Source organism: Butyrivibrio sp. AE2032 (assembly GCF_000702965.1).
Map to the genome: position 1 here is coordinate 2,671,002 of NZ_JNLF01000003.1, position 21,140 is coordinate 2,692,141.

Annotated in this window: 17 protein-coding genes; 16 read left to right on the forward strand and 1 reads right to left on the reverse strand. The window is 45.1% G+C overall.

Annotated features, from left to right (window positions below; genetic code table 11):
- The first annotated feature begins 1 nt into the window (after position 1).
- The 13 genes from BO18_RS13510 to hslO all read left to right on the forward strand — a co-directional run bounded on the left by BO18_RS13510 (position 2) and on the right by hslO (position 16,263).
- The gene (locus BO18_RS13510; RefSeq protein ID WP_066738244.1) at positions 2 to 1,036 is read left to right on the forward strand and encodes an ABC transporter permease; all 1,035 of its coding nucleotides are present in this window, start codon (positions 2 to 4) and stop codon (positions 1,034 to 1,036) included.
- Positions 1,033 to 2,025, forward strand: a complete 993-nt coding sequence (locus tag BO18_RS13515; protein WP_034446799.1) for an ABC transporter permease subunit — start codon at positions 1,033 to 1,035, stop codon at positions 2,023 to 2,025. Before BO18_RS13510 ends, BO18_RS13515 begins: the two co-directional genes overlap by 4 nt.
- Before the next feature lie 108 nt (positions 2,026 to 2,133).
- Positions 2,134 to 3,837, forward strand: a complete 1,704-nt coding sequence (locus BO18_RS13520; RefSeq protein WP_185752430.1) for a sensor histidine kinase — start codon at positions 2,134 to 2,136, stop codon at positions 3,835 to 3,837.
- A gap of 1 nt (position 3,838) precedes the next feature.
- A complete protein-coding gene (locus tag BO18_RS13525) occupies positions 3,839 to 4,630 on the forward strand; it encodes a response regulator transcription factor (RefSeq protein ID WP_034446802.1) in 792 nt (263 codons plus the stop codon).
- Positions 4,627 to 6,465 (forward strand): substrate-binding domain-containing protein, encoded by a 1,839-nt coding sequence (locus BO18_RS32785; RefSeq protein ID WP_051688722.1) that lies wholly within the window; start codon positions 4,627 to 4,629, stop codon positions 6,463 to 6,465. Before BO18_RS13525 ends, BO18_RS32785 begins: the two co-directional genes overlap by 4 nt.
- Positions 6,466 to 6,489: 24 nt before the next feature.
- Positions 6,490 to 7,974, forward strand: a complete 1,485-nt coding sequence (locus tag BO18_RS13535; protein ID WP_034446803.1) for a carboxypeptidase M32 — start codon at positions 6,490 to 6,492, stop codon at positions 7,972 to 7,974.
- Positions 7,975 to 8,113: 139 nt separating this feature from the next.
- Complete coding sequence (locus BO18_RS13540) at positions 8,114 to 9,562, forward strand: aminotransferase class I/II-fold pyridoxal phosphate-dependent enzyme (RefSeq protein WP_034446804.1); 1,449 nt, start codon at positions 8,114 to 8,116, stop codon at positions 9,560 to 9,562.
- A gap of 24 nt (positions 9,563 to 9,586) precedes the next feature.
- Positions 9,587 to 10,450 (forward strand): polyamine aminopropyltransferase, encoded by an 864-nt coding sequence (gene speE / locus BO18_RS13545; RefSeq protein WP_034447361.1) that lies wholly within the window; start codon positions 9,587 to 9,589, stop codon positions 10,448 to 10,450.
- 82 nt (positions 10,451 to 10,532) lie between these two features.
- On the forward strand, positions 10,533 to 11,795 hold the full coding sequence (locus tag BO18_RS13550; protein ID WP_034446806.1) for a saccharopine dehydrogenase family protein: 1,263 nt from the start codon (positions 10,533 to 10,535) through the stop codon (positions 11,793 to 11,795).
- 20 nt (positions 11,796 to 11,815) lie between these two features.
- Positions 11,816 to 13,150 (forward strand): carboxynorspermidine decarboxylase, encoded by a 1,335-nt coding sequence (locus tag BO18_RS35635; RefSeq protein WP_034446808.1) that lies wholly within the window; start codon positions 11,816 to 11,818, stop codon positions 13,148 to 13,150.
- Between the two features lie 53 nt (positions 13,151 to 13,203).
- Positions 13,204 to 14,427, forward strand: coding sequence for an agmatine deiminase (aguA, locus tag BO18_RS13560; RefSeq protein WP_034446811.1), 1,224 nt, complete (start codon positions 13,204 to 13,206; stop codon positions 14,425 to 14,427).
- 18 nt (positions 14,428 to 14,445) lie between these two features.
- Positions 14,446 to 15,348, forward strand: a complete 903-nt coding sequence (gene aguB / locus BO18_RS13565) for an N-carbamoylputrescine amidase (protein ID WP_081861024.1) — start codon at positions 14,446 to 14,448, stop codon at positions 15,346 to 15,348.
- Positions 15,349 to 15,393: 45 nt separating this feature from the next.
- Complete coding sequence (gene hslO / locus BO18_RS13570; protein ID WP_034447363.1) at positions 15,394 to 16,263, forward strand: Hsp33 family molecular chaperone HslO; 870 nt, start codon at positions 15,394 to 15,396, stop codon at positions 16,261 to 16,263.
- A 14-nt stretch (positions 16,264 to 16,277) separates the two neighbouring features.
- On the opposite strand, the gene BO18_RS13575 is transcribed toward hslO, so the two are convergent.
- A complete protein-coding gene (locus tag BO18_RS13575; RefSeq protein WP_242856561.1) occupies positions 16,278 to 17,258 on the reverse strand; it encodes a trimeric intracellular cation channel family protein in 981 nt (326 codons plus the stop codon).
- 646 nt (positions 17,259 to 17,904) lie between these two features.
- On the opposite strand from BO18_RS13575, the gene BO18_RS13585 reads away from it, so the two are divergent.
- The 3 genes from BO18_RS13585 (at position 17,905) to BO18_RS13595 (ending at position 21,093) form a co-directional block, all read left to right on the forward strand.
- A complete protein-coding gene (locus BO18_RS13585; RefSeq protein WP_034446814.1) occupies positions 17,905 to 19,626 on the forward strand; it encodes a methyl-accepting chemotaxis protein in 1,722 nt (573 codons plus the stop codon).
- Between the two features lie 147 nt (positions 19,627 to 19,773).
- Positions 19,774 to 20,418: a redox-sensing transcriptional repressor Rex gene (locus tag BO18_RS13590; protein WP_034446815.1), complete on the forward strand. Its 645-nt coding sequence runs from the start codon at positions 19,774 to 19,776 to the stop codon at positions 20,416 to 20,418.
- A gap of 12 nt (positions 20,419 to 20,430) precedes the next feature.
- Complete coding sequence (locus BO18_RS13595; RefSeq protein WP_034446816.1) at positions 20,431 to 21,093, forward strand: hypothetical protein; 663 nt, start codon at positions 20,431 to 20,433, stop codon at positions 21,091 to 21,093.
- The last annotated feature ends 47 nt before the right edge of the window (positions 21,094 to 21,140 follow it).

Consider the following 21,140-nt stretch of genomic DNA (forward strand, 5'->3'; position numbering starts at 1 on the left):
TATGAAAAAATTAACGCAAAAAATGGAGTTTAAGCCCTTTGTGGTCTTGTTAGTGATCATATTCCTCTGCGGTATTATATCCGGTGGAGATTTCTTTAAGATCACTATAGTGGACGGACATTTCTATGGGCGTCTTATTGATATTCTAAGGAACGGAAGTCGCTATGCTATTTTGGCAGTTGGTATGACCATGGCCCTTGGAACCGGAGGAACAGACATTTCTGTAGGTTCCATCATGGCTATTTCCGGAGCTATTGCCTGCTCTATAGTTGATGAAAGAATACTTCAGGCACTTGGAGGAAATGTATTCCTGGCAGTTCTTCTTGCGCTTCTTGCCGGAGCAGTATGCGGAGCCTGGAATGGCTTCATGGTGGCAAAGCTCAAGGTTCAGCCTATGGTTGCCACAATGATCCTTCTTACGGCAGGCAGAGGAATAGCTCAGCTCATAGCAGATGGAAAGATCGTTACCATCACAAATGATGCCTATTACAGCATAAGCGGAGGATATTTCCTGGGACTTCCCGTGCCTGCATTTATCGCTCTTATTGTGATAGTTCTTTTCCTGATCCTTACAAGAAGTACGGCCTTTGGAATGCAGGTTGAGGCCATCGGTGTAAATCAGGCTTCTGCAAGACTTGCAGGAATAAAGGTGGAAAGAAATCTCTGGATTATCTACATTCTGTGTGGAATAACAGCTGCTCTTGCAGGTATCATCGAAAGCGCAGGAATAAAGGGAGCGGATTGTAACAACTGCGGACTTATGATAGAGCTTGATGGAATCTTAGCTGTAGCGATCGGCGGAACAGCTCTTTCAGGTGGAAGATTTTCCATTATCTCCAGCGTCATCGGAGCACTTATTGTTCAGACTATATCAACAACAATCTATGCCTTCGGAGTTGCTCCTGAGCTTACAAGAGTAGCAAAGGCAGTGATAGTAATAATTGTTTGTCTTATTCAGTCCAAGCCTTTTATGGACAGGGTAAAGAGCCTTATGCCAAAGACAGCAAAGGTAGAAACACAGGAGGTACATGCATGATCACTAAAACAAAAAGTCTAAAGGTTGAGAATATATCAATGATAATTGCCTGTGCCCTGTTTGTACTTATGTTTGTGGCAGGCAGTGCAATGTATGATCACTTTGGAAGTGTATCAACTTTCCTTAACCTGTTTAATGACAACGCCTATCTGATAGTTGTAGCAGTGGGAATTACCTTCGTTCTGCTTACAGGTGGGATAGATATTTCGGTATCTTCAGTGGTAGCGTTTACCTGCGTATTTTCTGCATTTCTTTTACAGAGGGGGTGTCCGGCTTTTATAGTCATACCGGTAGTTCTTTTAGTGGGGCTTCTTAATGGTTTCCTTATCGGATATTGTGTTCAGGTTTTTCACATACAGCCCTTCATAATAACTCTGGCTTCACAGTTCCTTTTAAGGGGCATGTGTGCGGTGGTAAGTACAGTTTCCATACCTATCGAGAATGACTTTTATAAGGCTGCAGCTTTAAGTAAACTCAGCTTTAAAGTGGGAAGGGCAAATGCCAAGTTTTATTTATATGTTTTCCTTGCGCTGATAGTAGTTTTTATTGCGTACTATGTCTTGAAATACACAAGGTTTGGCAGAACAGTCTATGCAATTGGAAGTAATGAATTAAGCGCAGGTTACATGGGACTTGATGTCAAACGTGTGAAGATTGGGGTGTATATGATATCGGGCTTTTGCGCAGCCCTTGGTGGTGTCATATTTAGTTTTTACACGCTGGCAGGTTACTCACTTCAGAACATGGGAATGGAGCTGGATGCCATATCGTCAGCGGTTATTGGAGGAACTCTTCTTACGGGAGGAGTTGGTAATGTATGGGGATCTGTTATAGGAGTCCTGATTCAGGGCGTTATCCAGACCATCGTAACTTATCAGAATCTGAATGCTTGGTGGACCAGAGTTACCATAGCAGCACTTTTATGTCTGTTTATTGTTCTTCAAAGGATAATATCTATAAGAGCCGACAGACAAAAGGGCAAAGGCTGATAGAATTATAGGGAGAAAACAGGATTGCTGTGCCATTTTTTAAGATGGTATGGCAGTCCTATTGTTGTTTATATGAAGATTTCCGGCTTTTCCGGCATAATGCGCCGGATGAATTTAAAAAGCAAGCTGATCTGGACCTATTGTCTGATCACCACGATTCCTCTGCTTCTCCTTGCGTCCTTCATGGTCGGAAGGATGACGAAGGAGGCCCAGAGGGACACGGTTTCTTATGCCATTCAGTCATCAAGCCAGGTGGGAGATGCCATGGATGTTTACGTGGATATCTTCAGGGAGCTGATGGATTATCTTATTCTTTCCATGGAAAGTGAAGCCTCCCTTCCTAGTGCCAGAGAGTTGATGATAAGGCGCCATGAGAGCATTATCAGCACCTATCCAGAGATTGTAGGAATAGCGGTTGCAGATGAGGATGACACCTTTATCGGAACAGGAATGAACAGGATTTCCAGGGACTATCTGGGTGACGAGGAATGGTTTTTGAAAGCCCCTGAAAGGGGAAAAGGAATATCAATCCTTAACTCTTCTGAGGGAAAGATTGTCATCACAAATGAGGCCTACAGTGCGGATCAGCTCTTTTCCATAATGGGCACAGGCATGATAAACGGTAAAAAGACTGTAATCCTCATGGATATCAAGAAGGATGTTCTGAAATCCCTGATTGAGTCTGTATCTGTGTCCCCCGACAGCTTCGTGTTTATCCTTGATCAGAATGGCGACATAGTATACACTCCTGTAAACCCAGTAGTCTACTGGCTTGATGAAAAGAGCCTTTCCATAGGAGACGGGCAGCAGGACAATATCAGCATAGACGGAAATAACTATCTTATCAGTGTAAGTGAGGGAAAGCTGACCAACTGGAAATTCATAAGTGTCACCTCTCTTAAGGAGCAGGAGCAGAATGTTCTAAGGATGTATGTCATATCCTTTGTGAGTGCGATTCTGGCACTTATCCTGGTGGTACTTATTTCCATGGCACTGGCGGAATCCTTTAATAAGCCCATTAAGCAGCTAAAAGATAAGATGCAGCTGGTTGAGCAGGGAGATCTTTCCGTAAGGGCTAATCTGGAATATGAGAACGAGATCGGAACTCTTGGAAAGAATTTCGACCACATGCTGGATTACATGAACACTCTGGTGGAGGACATTCAGACTGAAAAGCAAAGAACCCTTCAGGCGAGACTTAAGAGCCTTCAGGAGCAGATAAAGCCACATTTTCTTTATAACACATTAGATACGATCAACTGGATGGCAAGAGAGCATGGGGCTACAGATGTAGTCAGGATGGTAGAGGCCCTCACCAATATGTTCAGGCTGGGACTGTCTCAGGGCAAGGACTTCATCACAGTTAAGGAAGAGATTGAGCATGTAAAGAACTACCTCTACATACAAAGTGTCAGGTATGAAGATAAGCTCACCTATGTGATAGATGCAAGTGAGGATTGTCTGAAGATTGTTATCCCCAAGCTGATACTTCAGCCCTTGGTTGAAAATGCTATCTATCACGGCATAAAGCTTAAAAAGGGCGGCGGAGAGATCCGGATAAGCGCCAAAAAGGAAAACGGACAGCTGATTCTTTCGGTATATGACACCGGAGCTGGCATGTCCAGGGAGGAACTAAATAGTCTTCGTCAAAGCATAGAGGATATCAAGAACGGCAAATCGGGAAGCTTTGGAATGACCTATGTTATTGAGAGATTAAAGCTCTATGCAAATGAAGGCTTTGACATTGAAGTCGAGAGCTATGAAGGTGCCTATACTCAGGTTATTGTTCGGCTTTTGATAAAGGAGGATTGAAATGTATAGCGTACTTATCGCTGATGATGAGGCAATTATACGAAAAGGTCTTAAGAGTTTTGTTGAGAAGGTGGAAGGCTTTCAGGTGGCAGGAATGGCTGAGGATGGGCAGGAAGCTCTTTCTCTTGCTGAGGATATTATCCCTGATATCTGCTTTGTTGATATAAATATGCCTTTTGTAAACGGGCTGGATTTCATTGAGAGGCTCAATCTCATCTGCCCCGGTTGCATCTGCATTGTGGTTACAGGCTATGATGACTTTGCTTACATACAAAGGGCTCTTCGCCTACACGTTAAGGATTATCTTTTAAAACCTGTAAACGAGGAGGAGTTCTACCTTCTTATGGAGAAGCTAAGGGACATCCTTGTTTCAAAGGAAAAGTCCAACATGATAAAGAACTGGATGGATAATTCCGGGGAGCTTTTGGATGATCTTGCAGGGGACGGACCATCATATTCTGAAAAGGTCAGATCCGCAAGAGAATATGTAAAAGAGAATTTTTCAGATCCGGAGCTTTCACTGGCTCAGACAGCAGATCATATCCATGTTTCCGTTCCTTACCTTAGCAAGATATTTAAGGAGGAGACAGGAGACTCTTTTCAGAGCTATCTTCAAAGGCTAAGACTAAGTAAAGCCATGGCAATGCTTAAGGATGAAGACAATCTTATTGTTGAGATAGCATCAAGCTGCGGATATTCATCACAGCACTATTTTAGCACTGCCTTTAAAAAAGAGCTGGGAATGTCACCGGCGGATTACAGAAAGAGCGTATTGGGGAAGGAAACAGTATGAGTTTTTTTAAGAAATGCATGACCCTGATGCTGGTCTTAGGTCTTTTGCTAACTTCCCTGTCAGGCTGCGGCTCTGCAAGGGATACTCAGATCACAAGGCTTATTGGAGTGTCTCTTGCCAATCTTACCGACGAGTGGAGAATAGTCCTTAAGAACGAGCTGGAGCAGGAGGAAAAGAAATATCCAGGTCTTAAGCTTGTATTCACCGATGCCGGTGGAAGTGTGGAAAAGCAAAAGAACGATATGAAGGAGCTTATTAGCTATGGCGCCCAGCTTCTTATCGTGTCCCCTGTGGATGTGGAGGAACTGATGCCTGAGGTGGAGGGGCTTTACTATGACGGTATGCCCATTCTTCTTTTGGACAGGGCTATTAAGGGCTTTGACTATACCTGCTTTTTCGGAACTGATGACAGGCTTCTCGTAAAGCAGGAACTGGAGGCAGTAGCTGCTCTTACAGGCGGGAGTCAGGATAAGAAGGTAACGGTCCTTAATGTTCTTATGAACAATTACACCGGAAGGCAAAGGTCAGGGCTTCTTAGAGAGGCAGCAGGTGATAACCTTCAGATAAGGCAGATCATGATCCAGAATGGTACCCGGGATGAGACAGAGGATATTCTTATGGAGAACCGGGAACTGCTGGAAAAGGCTGATCTTATACTTACCCAGAATTATTACATGGCCTATGGAGCCTCCCTGGCACTAAAAAGACTAGGTATTAGTGGAGTAAAAATCCTTGGAGTTGACGGCTTTCCCGGAGAAGGTGGAGGCCTTGAGATGGTTAAAAAGGGCCTCATTGATGCCACAATTATTTGCCCTACAGGAGGAGAGCAGGCTCTAAGCTATGCCATGAGATACTTAAATGGCAGCAGGGATGGAGCAAAACAGATCATCACCAGAAATACTCTTATTACAAGGGATAACGTGGATGATTATTATCCTGAGAAAAAGAAGGCGCTTAAAAGAAATATAAAGGCTGTAGGATATGTTCAGATTGATGAGAACACAGGCTTTAGGCGAGCAAACACAAATTCCTTTTCAGATGCCTGCAGGGAATATAAAATAGAACTGGAAATCAAGGAGTGCTCAACCATTCAGGAGCAGTTGGATGCATTTTGCGGTTTTGTTGAGGCCGGAAAGGATGCCATAATCGTCTCACCTATTTTGGAGGATGGATGGGATGAAGCTCTTGAAATGGCCAGGGCAGCAGATATACCTGTTATCCTCTCAGACAGAGAGGTCAGCTGCAGTGAAGATATGTATACCTCTTTTGTTGGCTCCGACTTTGTGGAGGAAGGTGCCAGATGCATGAGATGGGTAGAGGAGAACATGGACTATCTGGAGGAGGTAAGGATCCTTGAGGTGGAAGGCACCAAGGGAGCTTCCCCTGCCATAGACAGAGGAAACGGCTTCAGGAGCCTTATGGCTGGGAAAGATAAGTACAGGATAATCGATACCTTAAACGGAAACTTCACCAGCGTAGAGGGATACGAGGCTATGACCGATTATCTTTCCCGAAAGGATGCGGATTTTGATGTGGTGTTCTGCCATAACGATGATATGATGATCGGAGTGGTAGAGGCCCTTAAAGAAAAGGGCTATGCTCCGGGAGAGGATATAAAGATACTTTCCATAGACGGTACAAAGGATGCACTTGATAGGATAAAGAACGGAGAGGCTAATTTCGTAGCCGAGTGTACACCTCTTTTGGGACCAAATGTTATGAGGACCCTGTGGCAGCTTGGAGATGGCCAGGAGGTTCCCTTGAGAGTTATCTCTTCAGAGGAGACCTTTGATGAAAACACGCCGGATACGGCATTTAGAAACAGGCAATACTAATACTTACATAAAGGAGAAGACAACATGACATTACTTGAACAGTACCAGGAGATCAACAAGAAGCTGGGGTATCTGGCACACGCCACATCCCTTATGCATTGGGACATGGAGACTACAGCCCCTGACGGAGCTATGGAGAAGCTTTCAGAGGCAATTACATATTTTTCTACTGAGTCCTTCAAGCTCTCTACCAGCGATGAAGCTTACGAGCTGGTCAGCAAGCTCTCTGAACCTGAAGAGTTTGAGAAGCTTGACGATGTGATGAAGTTTGACATCAGCCGTACAAAGAGAGATCTGGATAAGCTCAGAAGGGTTCCGGCGGACTTTTTTGAGGAGTACGTAAAGACCACCACCAAGGCAAGTATTACATGGCCTAAGGCTAAGCAAAATAATGACTTTTCCATGTATGAAAAGGACCTTGAGGCAGTCATTGATGCAGTTAAGAAATACCAGGGTTATACCAATCCTGACAAGAAGGTTTATGACGCTCTTATCGACCAGTACGAGGAAGGCATGACTCAGGAGACTATAGACAGGGTATTTGGTGAGCTGAGAAAAGAGCTGGTTCCACTTGTTGAGAAGGTTACAGCACGTCCACAGCCTGATCACAGCAAGTTCACCTTCTTTGTACCTGCACATGTTCAGAAGAAGGTCTGTGAATTCCTCATTGAGTACATGGGAATGGATATGAACAGGATCGCCCTTGGTGAGACTGAGCATCCATTCACCACAAACATGAACCTCTACGACGTGAGAGTTACTAACCATTACAAAGAGAATGCCTTCATTGAGCCCATATTCAGTGCTATCCACGAGGGTGGTCATGCTATCTTCGAGCAGAACGTTGATCACAAGTACGATGGAACAGCCGGCTCCAGGATAGGCTACATGGGACTTCATGAGAGCCAGTCCAGATTCTACGAGAACATCCTTGGAAGAAATATCAACTTCTGGAAGCCCATCTGGCCTAAGATGATTGAGTTTATCCCTGAGCTTAAGGATGTTACTTTAGAGGAATTCGTAGCAGAGATCAACTCCGTTCAGAGAAGCTTTATCAGAACAGAAGCAGATGAGCTCACCTACTGCTTACATGTTATCTTAAGATATGAGATAGAGCGCGAGATCTTTGATGGAAAAGTTCAGGTAAAAGATCTTCCGGCAGTATGGAATAAGAAGATGGAAGAACTCCTTGGAATCACACCACCTGATGATGCCCATGGCGTCCTTCAGGATATGCACTGGTCAGACGGAAGCTTTGGCTACTTCCCATCATACCTTCTTGGAAGCATCTACGATGGAATGTTCCTCGAAGCTATCGAGAAGGACCTTGGCAGCATAGACGACATCCTTGCAGCAGGAGACATCAAGAAGATCACAAAGTGGCTTAAGGAAAACATCCACCAGTACGGTTCAACCCGTATCTCAAGCGAAGTGCTCGAGAAAGTCTGCGGAAAAGAACTCTCCGCACAGCCACTTATCAAGTACTTTAAAGCAAAGTACGATAAATAATTAGCTTCTTAAAAAGCGTTAGTGGAAATTGATCCATTAACGCTTTTTATGGGCGTATAATTTGCGCGAAACCCTTTTCTATTGCGCAGTTTTATAGTATGGTTATTTTGGTAGAGTTTACGGTTTGGAGGATTTTTAGTTGGATCTTGAAAAGCAGAGAAAAGCCCCGATTTATGAGGCTTTAGAGAGGTTCAGGAAGCAGAGGGTTGTACCCTTTGATGTTCCCGGACATAAAAGAGGAAGAGGAAATGCAGAACTGGTAAGGTTTCTGGGAGACAGGTGCGTTGGAATTGATGTTAATTCCATGAAGCCTCTGGATAACCTTTGCCATCCGGTTTCAGTTATAAAGGAAGCAGAGGAGCTGATGGCAGATGCCTTCGGAGCTGCTCATGCCTTTATGATGGTAAATGGAACCACCAGCGCAGTACAGGCTATGGTTCTTTCCCAGGTGAAGGCCGGAGAGAAGATCATCATGCCAAGGAATGTTCATAAGAGTGCTATCAACGCTCTTATCCTTTGCGGAGCAGTTCCTGTATATATTGACCCAAAGGTTGATGTGAATCTTGGAATCCCTTTGGGAATGGAGATAAAAGATGTTGAAAAGGCAGTAAGGGAAAACCCTGATGCCAAGGCAATACTTATTAACAATCCGTCTTATTACGGAATCTGTTCAGACTTAAAGAGTATAGTAGATCTGGCTCATAGAAGTGGCATGAAGGCTTTAGTTGATGAAGCACATGGTACCCATCTTTACTTTGGGCCAAACCTTCCCTTAAATGCCATGGCAGCCGGAGCTGATATGGCGGCTATCAGTATGCATAAATCAGGAGGAAGTCTTACCCAGAGTTCCATCCTCCTTTGCGGACCAGATGCGAACGTTGGTTATATAAGCAGAGTGGTGAACCTTACTCAGACAACCTCTGCCAGCTACCTTCTTCTTGGAAGCCTTGATATATCAAGAAGGAACCTGGCTCTTAACGGAAGGGACAGCTTTGAGAAGGTTACTCACATGGCCCAGTACGCCAGGGAAGAGATAAATGAGATAGGTGGATATTATGCCTACGGTAATGAGCTGAAAAACGGCGGAAGTATCTTTGACTTTGATGAGACCAAACTGGTTGTTAATACAAGGAAAATCGGCCTTACAGGAATTGAAGTATATGACCTTTTAAGGGATGAGTACGACATTCAGATGGAGTTTGGAGACTTAAGTAACGTTATGGCCTATATCTCCATTGGTGACAGGCTCCCTGACATTGAAAGACTTGCCGGAGCGTTAGCTGATATCAGAAGGCTGTATAGTAAGCCTGAGCAAAAGTTCTTTTCCGCGGAATACGTAACTCCAGTAGTTAAGGCAACTCCCCAGGAGGCCTTCTATGCGGAAAAAGAGCCTGTTCCGTTAAAAGAGGCAGTTGGAAGAATAAGCGCAGAGTCAGTTATGTGCTATCCTCCGGGAATACCTATCATTTCCCCTGGAGAGATGATCACAGAAGAGATTTTGGACTACATACAGACAGCAATGGAGAAGGGCTGCTCCATGCAGGGCCCGGAGAGTGAGGATATTTCCGAACTCTTAGTACTAAAGTAAAGGAGATGACATCTGATGGCAGAGATGGATTATTGGTTCAGCGATATGCATACCGGAAATGTAAAGATAAGCATCAGGCTGGCTAAACAGCTCTTTTCCGGAACCAGCGAATTTCAAAGGATAGATGTGTTTGATTCACCGGAGTTCGGCAAATTTCTTGCTTCCGATGGTAACATCATCTTCTCCGAGAAGGATGAGTTCACCTACGATGAGATGATCGTCCACGTACCCATGGCAGTTCATCCAAAGGTCCAGAGAGTACTGGTTCTTGGTGGCGGCGACGGAGGTGTTGCAAGAGAGCTGACCCACTATGATGAGATAAAGGTAATCGACGTGGTTGAGCCGGACTCAATGTTTGTGGATGTGTGCAAGCAGTATTTTCCTGATAACGCCATAGGACTTGAGGACGACAGGGTGCATATCTTTTACCAGGACGGACTTAAGTACCTGCGGAAGTGCGAGGATATGTACGACCTTATCATAAATGATGCTACAGAGCCTTTGGGGCATGAAGCAGGTCTTTTCACAAAAGAGTTCTATGGAAGCTGCTACAAGGCCCTTCACGACGACGGCATAATGGTTTACCAGCACGGAAGTCCCTTCTATGATGAGGACGAGGAGAGCTGCAGAGCCATGCACAGGAAGGCTTTCAGGGTATTTCCTGTAAACCGTGTCTACCAGGCACACATTCCTACCTGCCCGGCAGGTTACTGGCTCTTTGGATTTGCCAGCAAGAAGTATCACCCTCTTAAGGATTTCAATCCTGATAGATGGGATGAGAGAGGAATAAAGACCTGGTACTATACAACACATCTTCACAAGGGAGCTTTCATGCTACCCAAATACGTTGAAGATCTACTTCAGGAAGAGGAGGACATGTCTAGATAACACGGTCATAAGTAAGAAACCACTGCGAGAGTGCGAAGCACGGAGCAATCTGTGTTATCTGGTTAAAGAAAGGAGAATAGAAATGAGTAAACTTTTAGTTATAGGTTGTGGCGGAGTTGCCCAGGTTGCAATACAGAAGTGCGCCCAGAACAGCAAGGTATTTACAGAGATGTGCCTGGCCAGCAGAACAGTCAGCAAGTGCGATGCATTAAAAGAAAAACTGGAGAAGCAGGGAACACCTGTAAAGATCACCACAGCTACCGTTAATGCAGATGACGTTAATGATCTTGTTAAGCTTATAAAGGAGTATCAGCCTGATGCAGTGTTGAACGTTGCCCTGCCTTATCAGGATCTTACTATTATGGATGCCTGCCTTGAGTGCAAGGTGGACTACATTGATACAGCAAATTACGAGCCTGAGGACACAGATGAGCCTGTATGGCGCGCTGCTTATGAAAAGAGGTGTAAGGAGAAGGGCTTTACTGCTTACTTCGACTACAGCTATCAGTGGGCTTATATGGATAAGTTCAAGGATGCAGGAATCACAGGTCTTCTTGGAACAGGCTTTGACCCAGGCGTAACCAGCGTGTTTACAGCTTATGCCAAGAAGCACTATTTCGATGAGATCGAGACAGTAGATATTCTTGACTGCAACGGCGGCGATCACGGTTATGCATTTGCAACAAACTTTAACCCTGAGATAAACCTTCGCGAAGTTTCTGCAAACGGAAGTTACTGGGAGAACGGTCACTGGGTTGAGACAAAGCCCATGGAGATCAAGAGAGAATATAACTTCCCTGAAGTTGGACAGAAGGATATGTATCTTTTGCACCACGAGGAGATTGAGGCCCTTGGAAGAAACTTTCCTGAGATCAAGAGAATCCGTTTCTTCATGACCTTTGGCCAGTCATACCTGGATCACATGAGATGCCTTGAGGATGTGGGAATGCTCTCCACAACACCTATTAAGTTTGAGGGAAAAGATATTGTTCCTATCCAGTTCTTAAAGGCACTTCTTCCTGATCCTGCATCCCTTGGTCCAAGAACAGTTGGAAAGACCAATATAGGATGCATTATCCGTGGTAAGAAGGACGGAAAAGATAAGGTGATCTACATCTACAACGTCTGCGACCACCAGGAGTGCTACAAGGAGCTTGGAAGCCAGGCTATCAGCTATACAACAGGCGTTCCTGCCATGATCGGAACAGCACTTGTTCTTGAGGGCAAGTGGAAGAAGCCAGGTGTGTACACAACTGATGAGTTTGATCCCGATCCATACATGGATATGCTGGGTGAATACGGACTTCCATGGGTAGTTGATGAGAACCCAGTAGAGGTAGAATAATAAATCCTGGTGAGGTGATTATGAACATAAAAGAAATTCCTTCCCCTGCCTACGTCATTGTGGAGAAGAAACTCAGGGAGAATCTGCAGATACTTAAGGATATAGAGGAGAAGTCCGGGGCCAAGATACTTCTTGCCCAGAAGGCTTACTCCGCATATCAGACTTATCCAATAGTTGCGGAGTATCTGACCGGAGCTACAGCTTCAGGTCTTTATGAAGCTAGACTTGCCCATGAGGAGTTTAAGTTCAGGGAAAAAGAGTGCGAGAACCACGTCTACGAGCCTGCCTTTAAGGATGACGAGATGGAGGAGCTGTGCAATATCTGCGACCACATCGTCTTTAATTCCATGGCCCAGCTTGAGAAGCACAGGAGCGTCTGGGAGAAGGCAGTACAGGAAAAGAGACTTTCCGTGGGACTACGTATAAATCCCGAATACAGCTCTGAGGATACTGTGGAGATCTATGATCCCTGTTCTTCAGGATCCAGGCTTGGAATAAGAAATGCCCTTATGCCAGAGACGCTTCCTGAGGGAGTTGAGGGACTTCATTTCCATAACCTTTGTGAGCAGGGATTTGAACCTCTTGAGGAGACTTTCCTTAAGGTGGAGAGAGATTTCTTTAGATTCTTCCCACAGCCAAGGATAGCCGAGGACTATGACGGCTATGTATATAAGGCTCTGGGCTATGATGAGGAAGAGTTTGATGACACTTCTGAATCCATAGATGATCTGGAAGCCCTGGATGGAGGCAAAAGCTTCCAGGACATTCCATCTGGAGTTGATGAGGAATATACTTCAACCCAGGAGGGTAACAGGATCAAGTGGATCAACCTTGGAGGTGGACATCATATCACCAGAGAGGATTACGACAGAGAAGGACTTATAAGGCTTGTCAGCTACATAAGGGACAAGTACGGAATAGATGTTTATCTTGAGCCGGGAGAGGCTATAGCCTTAGAAGCAGGTTACCTTGTAACCACTGTTATGGATGTGGTAGATACTGATAGAATGCCTGTACTTATCCTTGATACCTCAGCTGCCTGTCACATGCCGGACGTACTGGAGATGCCCTACAGGCCACCTCTTATGAGTTCGGAGCAACCCGGAGAGATGAACTACACCTATCGTCTTTCCTCCCGCACCTGCCTTGCAGGAGATATCATCGGTGATTACAGTTTTGAAGAAGAAAAGAAGGTGGGAGACAGGCTGTACTTTGAGGATATGGCAATCTACAGCTTTGTAAAGAACAACACCTTTAATGGAATGCCACTTCCTGACCTTGCCCTTCTAAAGGAGGACGGTCAGGTAGAAGTGCTAAGGCACTTTGGATACGAGGATTTTAAGACAAGATTGTAATAGGACCTGTTGACCCATATACGTTTTGCGAATGTACATGAGGGAAAAGAACTATGAATAATATCACAGATAACACACCCAGACAGGACGGCTACTTCATGCCTGCCGAGTTTTCAAAGCATGACGGAACCATCATGATCTATCCCACAAGACCGGGAAGCTGGGGGAAAGACAGAACAGAGGCTCTTGAGGCCTTTGGAAAGATCTTTCTGGAGATCCTTCGAAGGGAGAATCTATATCTTTTAGCTGACAGGGAACACTGGGAAGAAGCCAGGAAGTTTGTGGATGGTATCATTGAAGACTACATCGATGCCAGAGGCTATTCAAAGGAACAGCACGTGGTGGCTAAGGACGGCGATGAGATCCAGGGACTTGAAGATCTTGATCAGGAGGGCTTTGAGGACCGTTGCCTTGTGCTGCCTATAGATTCTGATGACGCCTGGGCAAGAGATGTGGGACCTACGTTCCTTATACAGGATGGTCAGGACATCAGAGCCGTTAACTGGAGCTTTAATGCCTGGGGCGGAGAGGTGGACGGCCTATATGCTTCCTGGGATAAGGATGACAAAGTAGCCAAGGCTTTCTGTGACATGTGCGAGATTGACTATTATGATGCTGCTCCTTTTGTCCTTGAAGGCGGAAGTATCCACTGTGACGGTGAAGGAACTGTCATGGTTACTGAGAGCTGCCTTCTTAGCATGGGAAGAAATCCGGAGCTGACCAGGGAACAGATAGAAGAAAACCTCAAGGAATATCTTGGAGTAGAGAAGGTCTTATGGCTTCCCTATGGAATCTACAACGATGAGACCAATGAGCACGTAGACAATGTATGTGCTTTTATAAAGCCCGGCGAGGTTGTCCTTGCCTGGACTGATAATAAAGAGGACCCTCAGTACGAGATGTCCCTTAAGGATCTTGAGTATCTTGAGAGTGTTACAGATGCAAAGGGCAGGAAGCTCAAAGTGCACAGGCTCAATATTCCCAAGTACCCTGTTCTGGTAAATGAAGAGGACCTTAAGAACTTTGAGTTTGAAGAGGGTGAGGATGTCCGTGAAGTGGGAGAGCGCCTTGCTGCCAGCTACGTGAATTGTTACTTCATAAACGGGGCTGTACTGGTGCCACAGTTTGGCGGCAAAAACGAGGATAGTGACAAGGCGGCTTTGGATACACTTAAAGCTCTTTTGCCGGACAGAGAGATAATCGGTATTGATGCAAGAGCCATACTTCTTGGTGGTGGAAATATCCACTGCATCACCCAGCAGGTTCCGGAGAACTAATATATCGAGGATTTGAATATGTCTAACAAAGTGAAAGTTGCCTGCGTCCAGTTTGCATGCGGCGAAGTGGCCCCATCAGATGAGGAGCAGGTTAAAAGAAATATAGAAAAGGCGGGAGAACTTACCAGAGAGGCAGCAGCCAATGGGGCTAAGATAGTTCTTTTGTCTGAGCTCTTTGAGAGAAAGTACTTCTGCCAGGAGAGGCGCTATGAGTACTATGAGATGGCAACTCACATCTTAGAGAACCCGGCGGTAAAGTTTTTTCAGGAGCTTTGCGCGGAGCTACAGCTTGTTATGCCCGTCAGTATTTACGAGAAGGATGGGAATGAGCTTTATAACTCTGTGGTGATGATAGATGCTGACGGGAAGCTTTTAGGAGTGTATAGGAAGACTCATATCCCGGATGATCACTATTATCAGGAGAAGTTCTATTTTATTCCAGGAAATACAGGCTTTAAGGTCTTTGATACTGCTTACGGTAAAGTGGGAATTGGTATCTGCTGGGATCAGTGGTTCCCGGAAACAGCAAGATGTCTTACACTTGGAGGCGCAGATATTATTCTTTATCCTACAGCTATTGGCTCTGAGCCCATTCTTAATGTGGACAGCTCAGGCCACTGGATGAGGACTATGCAGGGACATTCTGCAGCCAACATTATTCCTGTGGCAGCAGCAAACCGTATTGGAACTGAAGTGGTTACTCCTTCCGAGGAGAACGGTGGTCAGTCCTCAAGCCTTTGCTTTTACGGCACAAGTTTTCTTACAGATGAGACCGGAGAGTGCATCGCGAAGGCCTCCAGAGACAAAGAGGAGATCATCTATGCAGAGTATGATTTCCACGAGAATCTCAAAAATCGCCTTTCCTGGGGACTTTTCAGGGACAGAAGGCCGGAGTGCTACGGCGCAATAGCCGGAAGATAAATAGTTAATAGAAAGTAGGAATTACAATTGGAATATAAGGATTACATGGTAAGAGCAACAGCAGGAAATGCACAGATAAGGGCCTTTGCTGCTACAACAAAAGACCTTTCGGAGTATGCAAGGAAGGCGCACGGTCTTTCACCTATCGCGGCAGCAGCCCTTGGAAGGCTTATGACAGGTGCTGTTATGATGGGCACAATGATGGATAATGAGGATGACCTTATTACTGTCAAGATGGACGGCGACGGACCACTTAAGGGAGTGCTGGCAACAGCGGATAACCAGGGACATGTAAAGGGCTATGTAAGTAACCCTTACGTCATCATGGAACCCAATGCTTCCGGACACCTTAACGTAGGCGGTGGAATCGGAGAGGGAACTCTTACTGTTATCAGAGACATGGGACTTAAAGAGCCTTACGTGGGTCAGGTTCCTCTTTATTCAGGAGAGGTGGCGGAGGATCTTACCTACTACTTCACCAAGTCAGAGCAGACACCATCTTCAGTAGGCCTGGGTGTTTTGGTTGAGAGGGAGAATCTTTCAGTAATAGCAGCTGGGGGCTTTATTATCCAGCTTATGCCTTTTGCAGATGAAGTTACCATCTCTCATCTTGAGGAGAACCTTCAGAAGTTCACCTCAGTTACTGATATTTTAAAGGCAGGAAAGACTCCGGAAGAACTCCTTAACATTGTTCTTGATGGATTTGATGTGGAGATCACAGATAAACTTGACCTGGATTTCTACTGTAACTGCGACAAGGACAGAGTAGAGCGTGCCCTGATGCTTATCGGTAAGAAAGAGATCCAGGACATGATCGACGAAGGAAAAGAAATTGAGATAAAATGCCACTTCTGCAACAAGGCCTACACATTTTCAGTGGATGAGCTTAAGGCAATTAAGGAGAAAGCAAAGTAAAAGATACGAAGACTTTATTCTTGAAGATGTACAGTTGGAAGGTTCCACTCGAAGTGCATGGCGAGGAAGCGCAGCAGTACGATGGTGACAAATCCTGCCACGGTGCTCAGAACATCGTTTCCTGTATACTTCCATAGGAACACGGTAACGATACTTCCTGCGATGCAGGCAATTGCATAAACGTGTTTGATAAGGACGGCGGGTATCTTATCTGCGAAGACATCGCGGATGATTCCGCCGCCTATTCCTGTCAGGATTCCTACAAATGCAATAAGGAACAGGTTATCTCCGTAACCTGCGTCAATTCCTGCAAAGATACCGTCTACGGTAAAGGCTGCAAGGCCCAGGGTGTCAAGCCAGAAAAGAAGCCTGTCATAGATGGGAGTGATTCCCTTGGGGATAGGCCTTTTAAAGTACATGATCAGAAATGCGATATTGGCTGTTATCAGGGTGATAATGGTATAGGATGGGGTCACAAACATAACAGGAGGAGTCCTGTCAATGATAAGGTCACGGATAAGTCCGCCACCTGTGGCTGTTACAAGGGCCAAAAGGTTTATTCCGAATATATCCATATCCTTCCTGGCAGCAACAACTGCTCCTGATATTGCAAAGGCTATAAGACCTACATTTTCTATTAAAGACATAATGGTTGAATTCATATTAATTACCTGATTCTTCTTATTTTTCGAACATTCTGAATGATAATCCTTTTTCTCCTGCTTGTAAACCGTAGGAGCGATGTACTCGTTACCATTCACGGTTTGGGGAAGCGATGCCCACAGGGAAGGGGAGAGTCTGGGAAAGCTTCCCGCAACAAAAAAACCAAAATCTTCCCGGACCGGCTCGCTGGAATTCATGGTCGTAAGTCTTAGCACCTTCCATCCTACGGACCGACGGCTCATTGGCTTTTGAAGCTGCTTGTTTTCATTTCCGAGTCCTCCAAATAGCAAACGCCAGTTTCTTAGCTTTCCAATGCAGTTTTTAACTCGCATGCGAGAGATGTCCGAAGCAGGGCTGTTCATATACGTATAATAAAATGGTCATGGCTCGCAAGGCGAGCACAAAGAGGGTTATGGAGCCATCTCTTCAAAGCGCGCTCGTCACCTGTAAGAGATTATAGTTTTCCAGCGCGCCTTGAGAGAGTAGCTCCATAACCCTCTTGGGTGCAATGCACCCCCATGACCATTTGAGGCATGCATCATTATAAAGCCCTGCAAGCGAGCATGCGTAATATTATAAAAACTGCAGGAATGTTAAAGAAACGTTTCGTTTGCGTACGGTGAGGAAATGGAAATAACAGCTGAGAAAACTCAGGAGCCGTCCTGGGGTCCGTGGGCAGGCTGGAAGGTGCTAATGCTTATGGAACATGAATTCTTCAGCTTGCTGCTACGCTCAGATTTTGTGTTTTTAGTTGTTGCTCGCGGCTTTCCCAGACTCTCCCCTTCCCTGTGGGCATCGCTTCCCCAAACCGTGAATGGTAACATGTACTCACGTCTGTACCTTAAAACCGAATCCTTTTTATCAAAATTTAATAAAGAGCTGCGCGCTTATGCAACGAAAAATTGTATAATTAATTCATGATATTATGAGGAAGTTGTCACATAATACAGAATATGTTTTTGAGATAAGGAGGCTTCCATGGAAATCAGAGAAAGAAAGGGTAAACTGATCCAAAAGCTCATATTTGCTGCAGTTGCTGCTATTGTAGCAGTTGCCACAGCTCTTACAATCATGAGTGGTATTGAAATTAGTAAAACCTATAACAACTTGGTTCAGGAAGAGCTGAAAGTTGCGGTTAAGCAGATTGGCAGCGAGATGGAGAATGTCTGGGATGGCGACTGGTCCATGGTGGATGGCCGTGTATATAAGGGCGAAGAAGACATCATGGCAGAGTATGAGGAAATCATGGATCAGCTCAAAGCTGGGACCGGAATCGAGTACTCTATTTTCTATGGTACTGAGAGAGTAGTTACCACATTGAAGGACAGCAGTGGAAATAAAGCTATTGGCTATAACATATCAGATACGGTTAAATCTCATGTTATTGGAAGCAAACAGGAATACTTTTTAAAGGCTATTCCTGCAGGTACTTCTGAAAACTATTATTGTTACTATGCACCTCTGTTCAACAGCGATGGAACTGCTGTAGGAATGGTATTTGCAGGAAGAGAGAGTGATTCCGTAAAGACCAAGATCATGCAGATCATAATTCAGATGGTGATCATTTCCCTTATCATTACAATAGCTACATCAACGGTTGGTATTGTTGTTGCAAACAAGTCCTCCGGAAAGATGAGAGCAATCGCTGATGAACTGGGACTTCTTTCTCAGGGTCAGCTGAACCTCAATATTGATGAGACCTCCATTGACAGAAATGATGAGATCGGACTTCTTGCAGATGGTGCCAGGACCCTTTCAGAAAAGCTTGGCGAAGTTATCAGAACAACCATGGATATGTCCAGTGAGCTGAAGCGCTCTGGAGCGGAGCTTTCCGACTCAGCTTCCCAGGCATCCAACGCATCAAGCCAGGTAAGCGAGGCAGTAGATGAGATTTCAAAGGGTGCTGTAAGCCAGGCTGAGAGCGTTGAGACTGCAGCAGGAAATACACAGGCTATCGGAAAAGATATTGATGAAGTATCTGACAACGTTGAGGAACTCAATGCTTACGCAAGTGAGATGAAGACCTCCTGTGAGGCTGCTATGGAAGCTCTTGAAAAGCTTATTTCCCAGAGTACAGAGGTACAGGCTTCCGTTCAGGAAATCGGTCAGACCATAGATTCTACAAACGAATCAGCAAAAGAGATCTCCAAGTTCTCACAGGCTATCACAGAGATCGCATCCCAGACCAACCTCCTTTCTCTCAATGCTTCCATCGAGGCTGCAAGAGCAGGAGATGCAGGAAAGGGATTTGCAGTTGTTGCTACTGAGATCGGACAGTTGGCTGTACAGAGTAGTAATTCCGCTGAGGAGATCAAGAAGATCGTTGAAAAGCTTGTGGCTGATTCCGAGGCTTCAGTAGAAGTAATGCAGAAGCTCAATGCCAATTTTGCTCAGCAGTCAGAGCAGTTGGATGACACCAAGTCCAACATGCAGAGCATGGCAGATAACGTTGTCAACGTATCCAATTCAACTGACTCTATTGCAGGTCATATTGAACAGCTGACAAATGCAAAGGATAAGCTGGTTGAGATCATTTCCGATCTGTCAGCTATTTCCGAAGAAAATGCAGCATCTTCCGAGGAAACAAACGCCTCCATGCAGGAACTTAACGCAACCTTTGCAATTATTACAGAGTCTGCTGGAAAGCTTCAGGAACTGGCTGGAGACATGCAGGAAACTATCAGCTATTTCAAGCCATAAGTACCATAAAAATTTCTTTTCCCCCGGCCCTGAAAATCCCATGGTTGGGGGATTTTTTGTGCTTTTCCAGAATTGACATTTATTTAACGCACCCGTATAATGTAATTGTGTTTTACTTAACAAACTTATAACTTTTTGGAGATTGTTATGGCGGATAAAGAAATATCTCAGGCGGTCATTTCAAGATTGCCTCGTTACTTTAGATACCTGGGGGACCTTAAGGAAAAGGGTGTTGAGAGGATCTCATCCCAGGAACTATCAGACATCATGAAGGTCACAGCTTCCCAGATAAGACAGGACTTCAATAATTTCGGTGGCTTTGGACAGCAGGGTTACGGCTACAATGTAAACTATCTCTATGACGAGATCAGTAAGATCCTTGGAATCGACAGACAGCACTCTCTGGTCATCATCGGCGCAGGCCACCTTGGAAAGGCCATTGCCGGTTATACCAACTTCACCAGAAGAGGTTTTGTGTTCAAGGGAGCTTTCGATTGCAATCCTGACCTTTACGGAACCATGATAAGGGACGTGGAGGTAAGACCCATCGATGAGGTGGAGGAGTTTGTAAGGGCTAATGATATTGAAATCGCTGTTCTTACCATTCCTAAGGATCAGGCTGTGCCTATGGCACATAAGCTTGCACAGTGTGGAATCAAGGCTATATGGAACTTTGCCCACGTTGATCTGGATGTTCCTAACAATATTCAGGTAGAAAATGTACATTTATCTGACAGTTTGATGAAATTATCGTATAATATAAGCAGGTACGAAAAAACTATTAGACCGTAGTGAGAGAAACTGATGGCTAGAGATGATAGAGTGTACAGCTCCGCACTGGAGGGGAAGAGTATCCCTATCCTGACGCTGGACAATAAGTGGCATCAGCTGTTTACCCAGACAGAGATGACCCCTGAGATTGAAAAGCTGGCGGATGAACTGAATGCTTTAGTTGAGCGTGACGGCAAGATCCGCATGGAGACCAAGAGGATCAAGAAGCTTAAAAAGACGCTTCTTTCCGAGATCGTGCCCCTTAGGGATCAGGCCAACAAGGCAGGCAATTCACCTGCAATAGAAAAAGAAATATCTGAAAGAACCAGGCTCATCAATGAGTGTAACGATAAGCTCAAAGGATATGATGACGAGCTTTTGGATCTCTCCAGGGAAATATATGAGGTGGACTACAATCTTATGATTGAGACCATGAAGGCCTGCTACGAGACCCTTCATGAAAATACTGAATACATCAAGGGCCTGGATGAGTGGATCTCCAAAGTGAGAGTGGAGCTTAAGAAGAACGTCATAAGGCTCCAGGAAGCTGAAATGGAGAACTATAATCTCTATTCCTACATGCATCAGATATTTGGTCCCGAGGTCATCGATATCTTTGATATCAAATATGATCCGAACAGAAGACATCCAGTCAGAAGGCCGCTTTCCGGGGACGAGAGCGAGTATACGGATTGAATTAAAGGCTGCCCGGTGGCAGCCTTACTTAGTTGGGGAGGATAAAT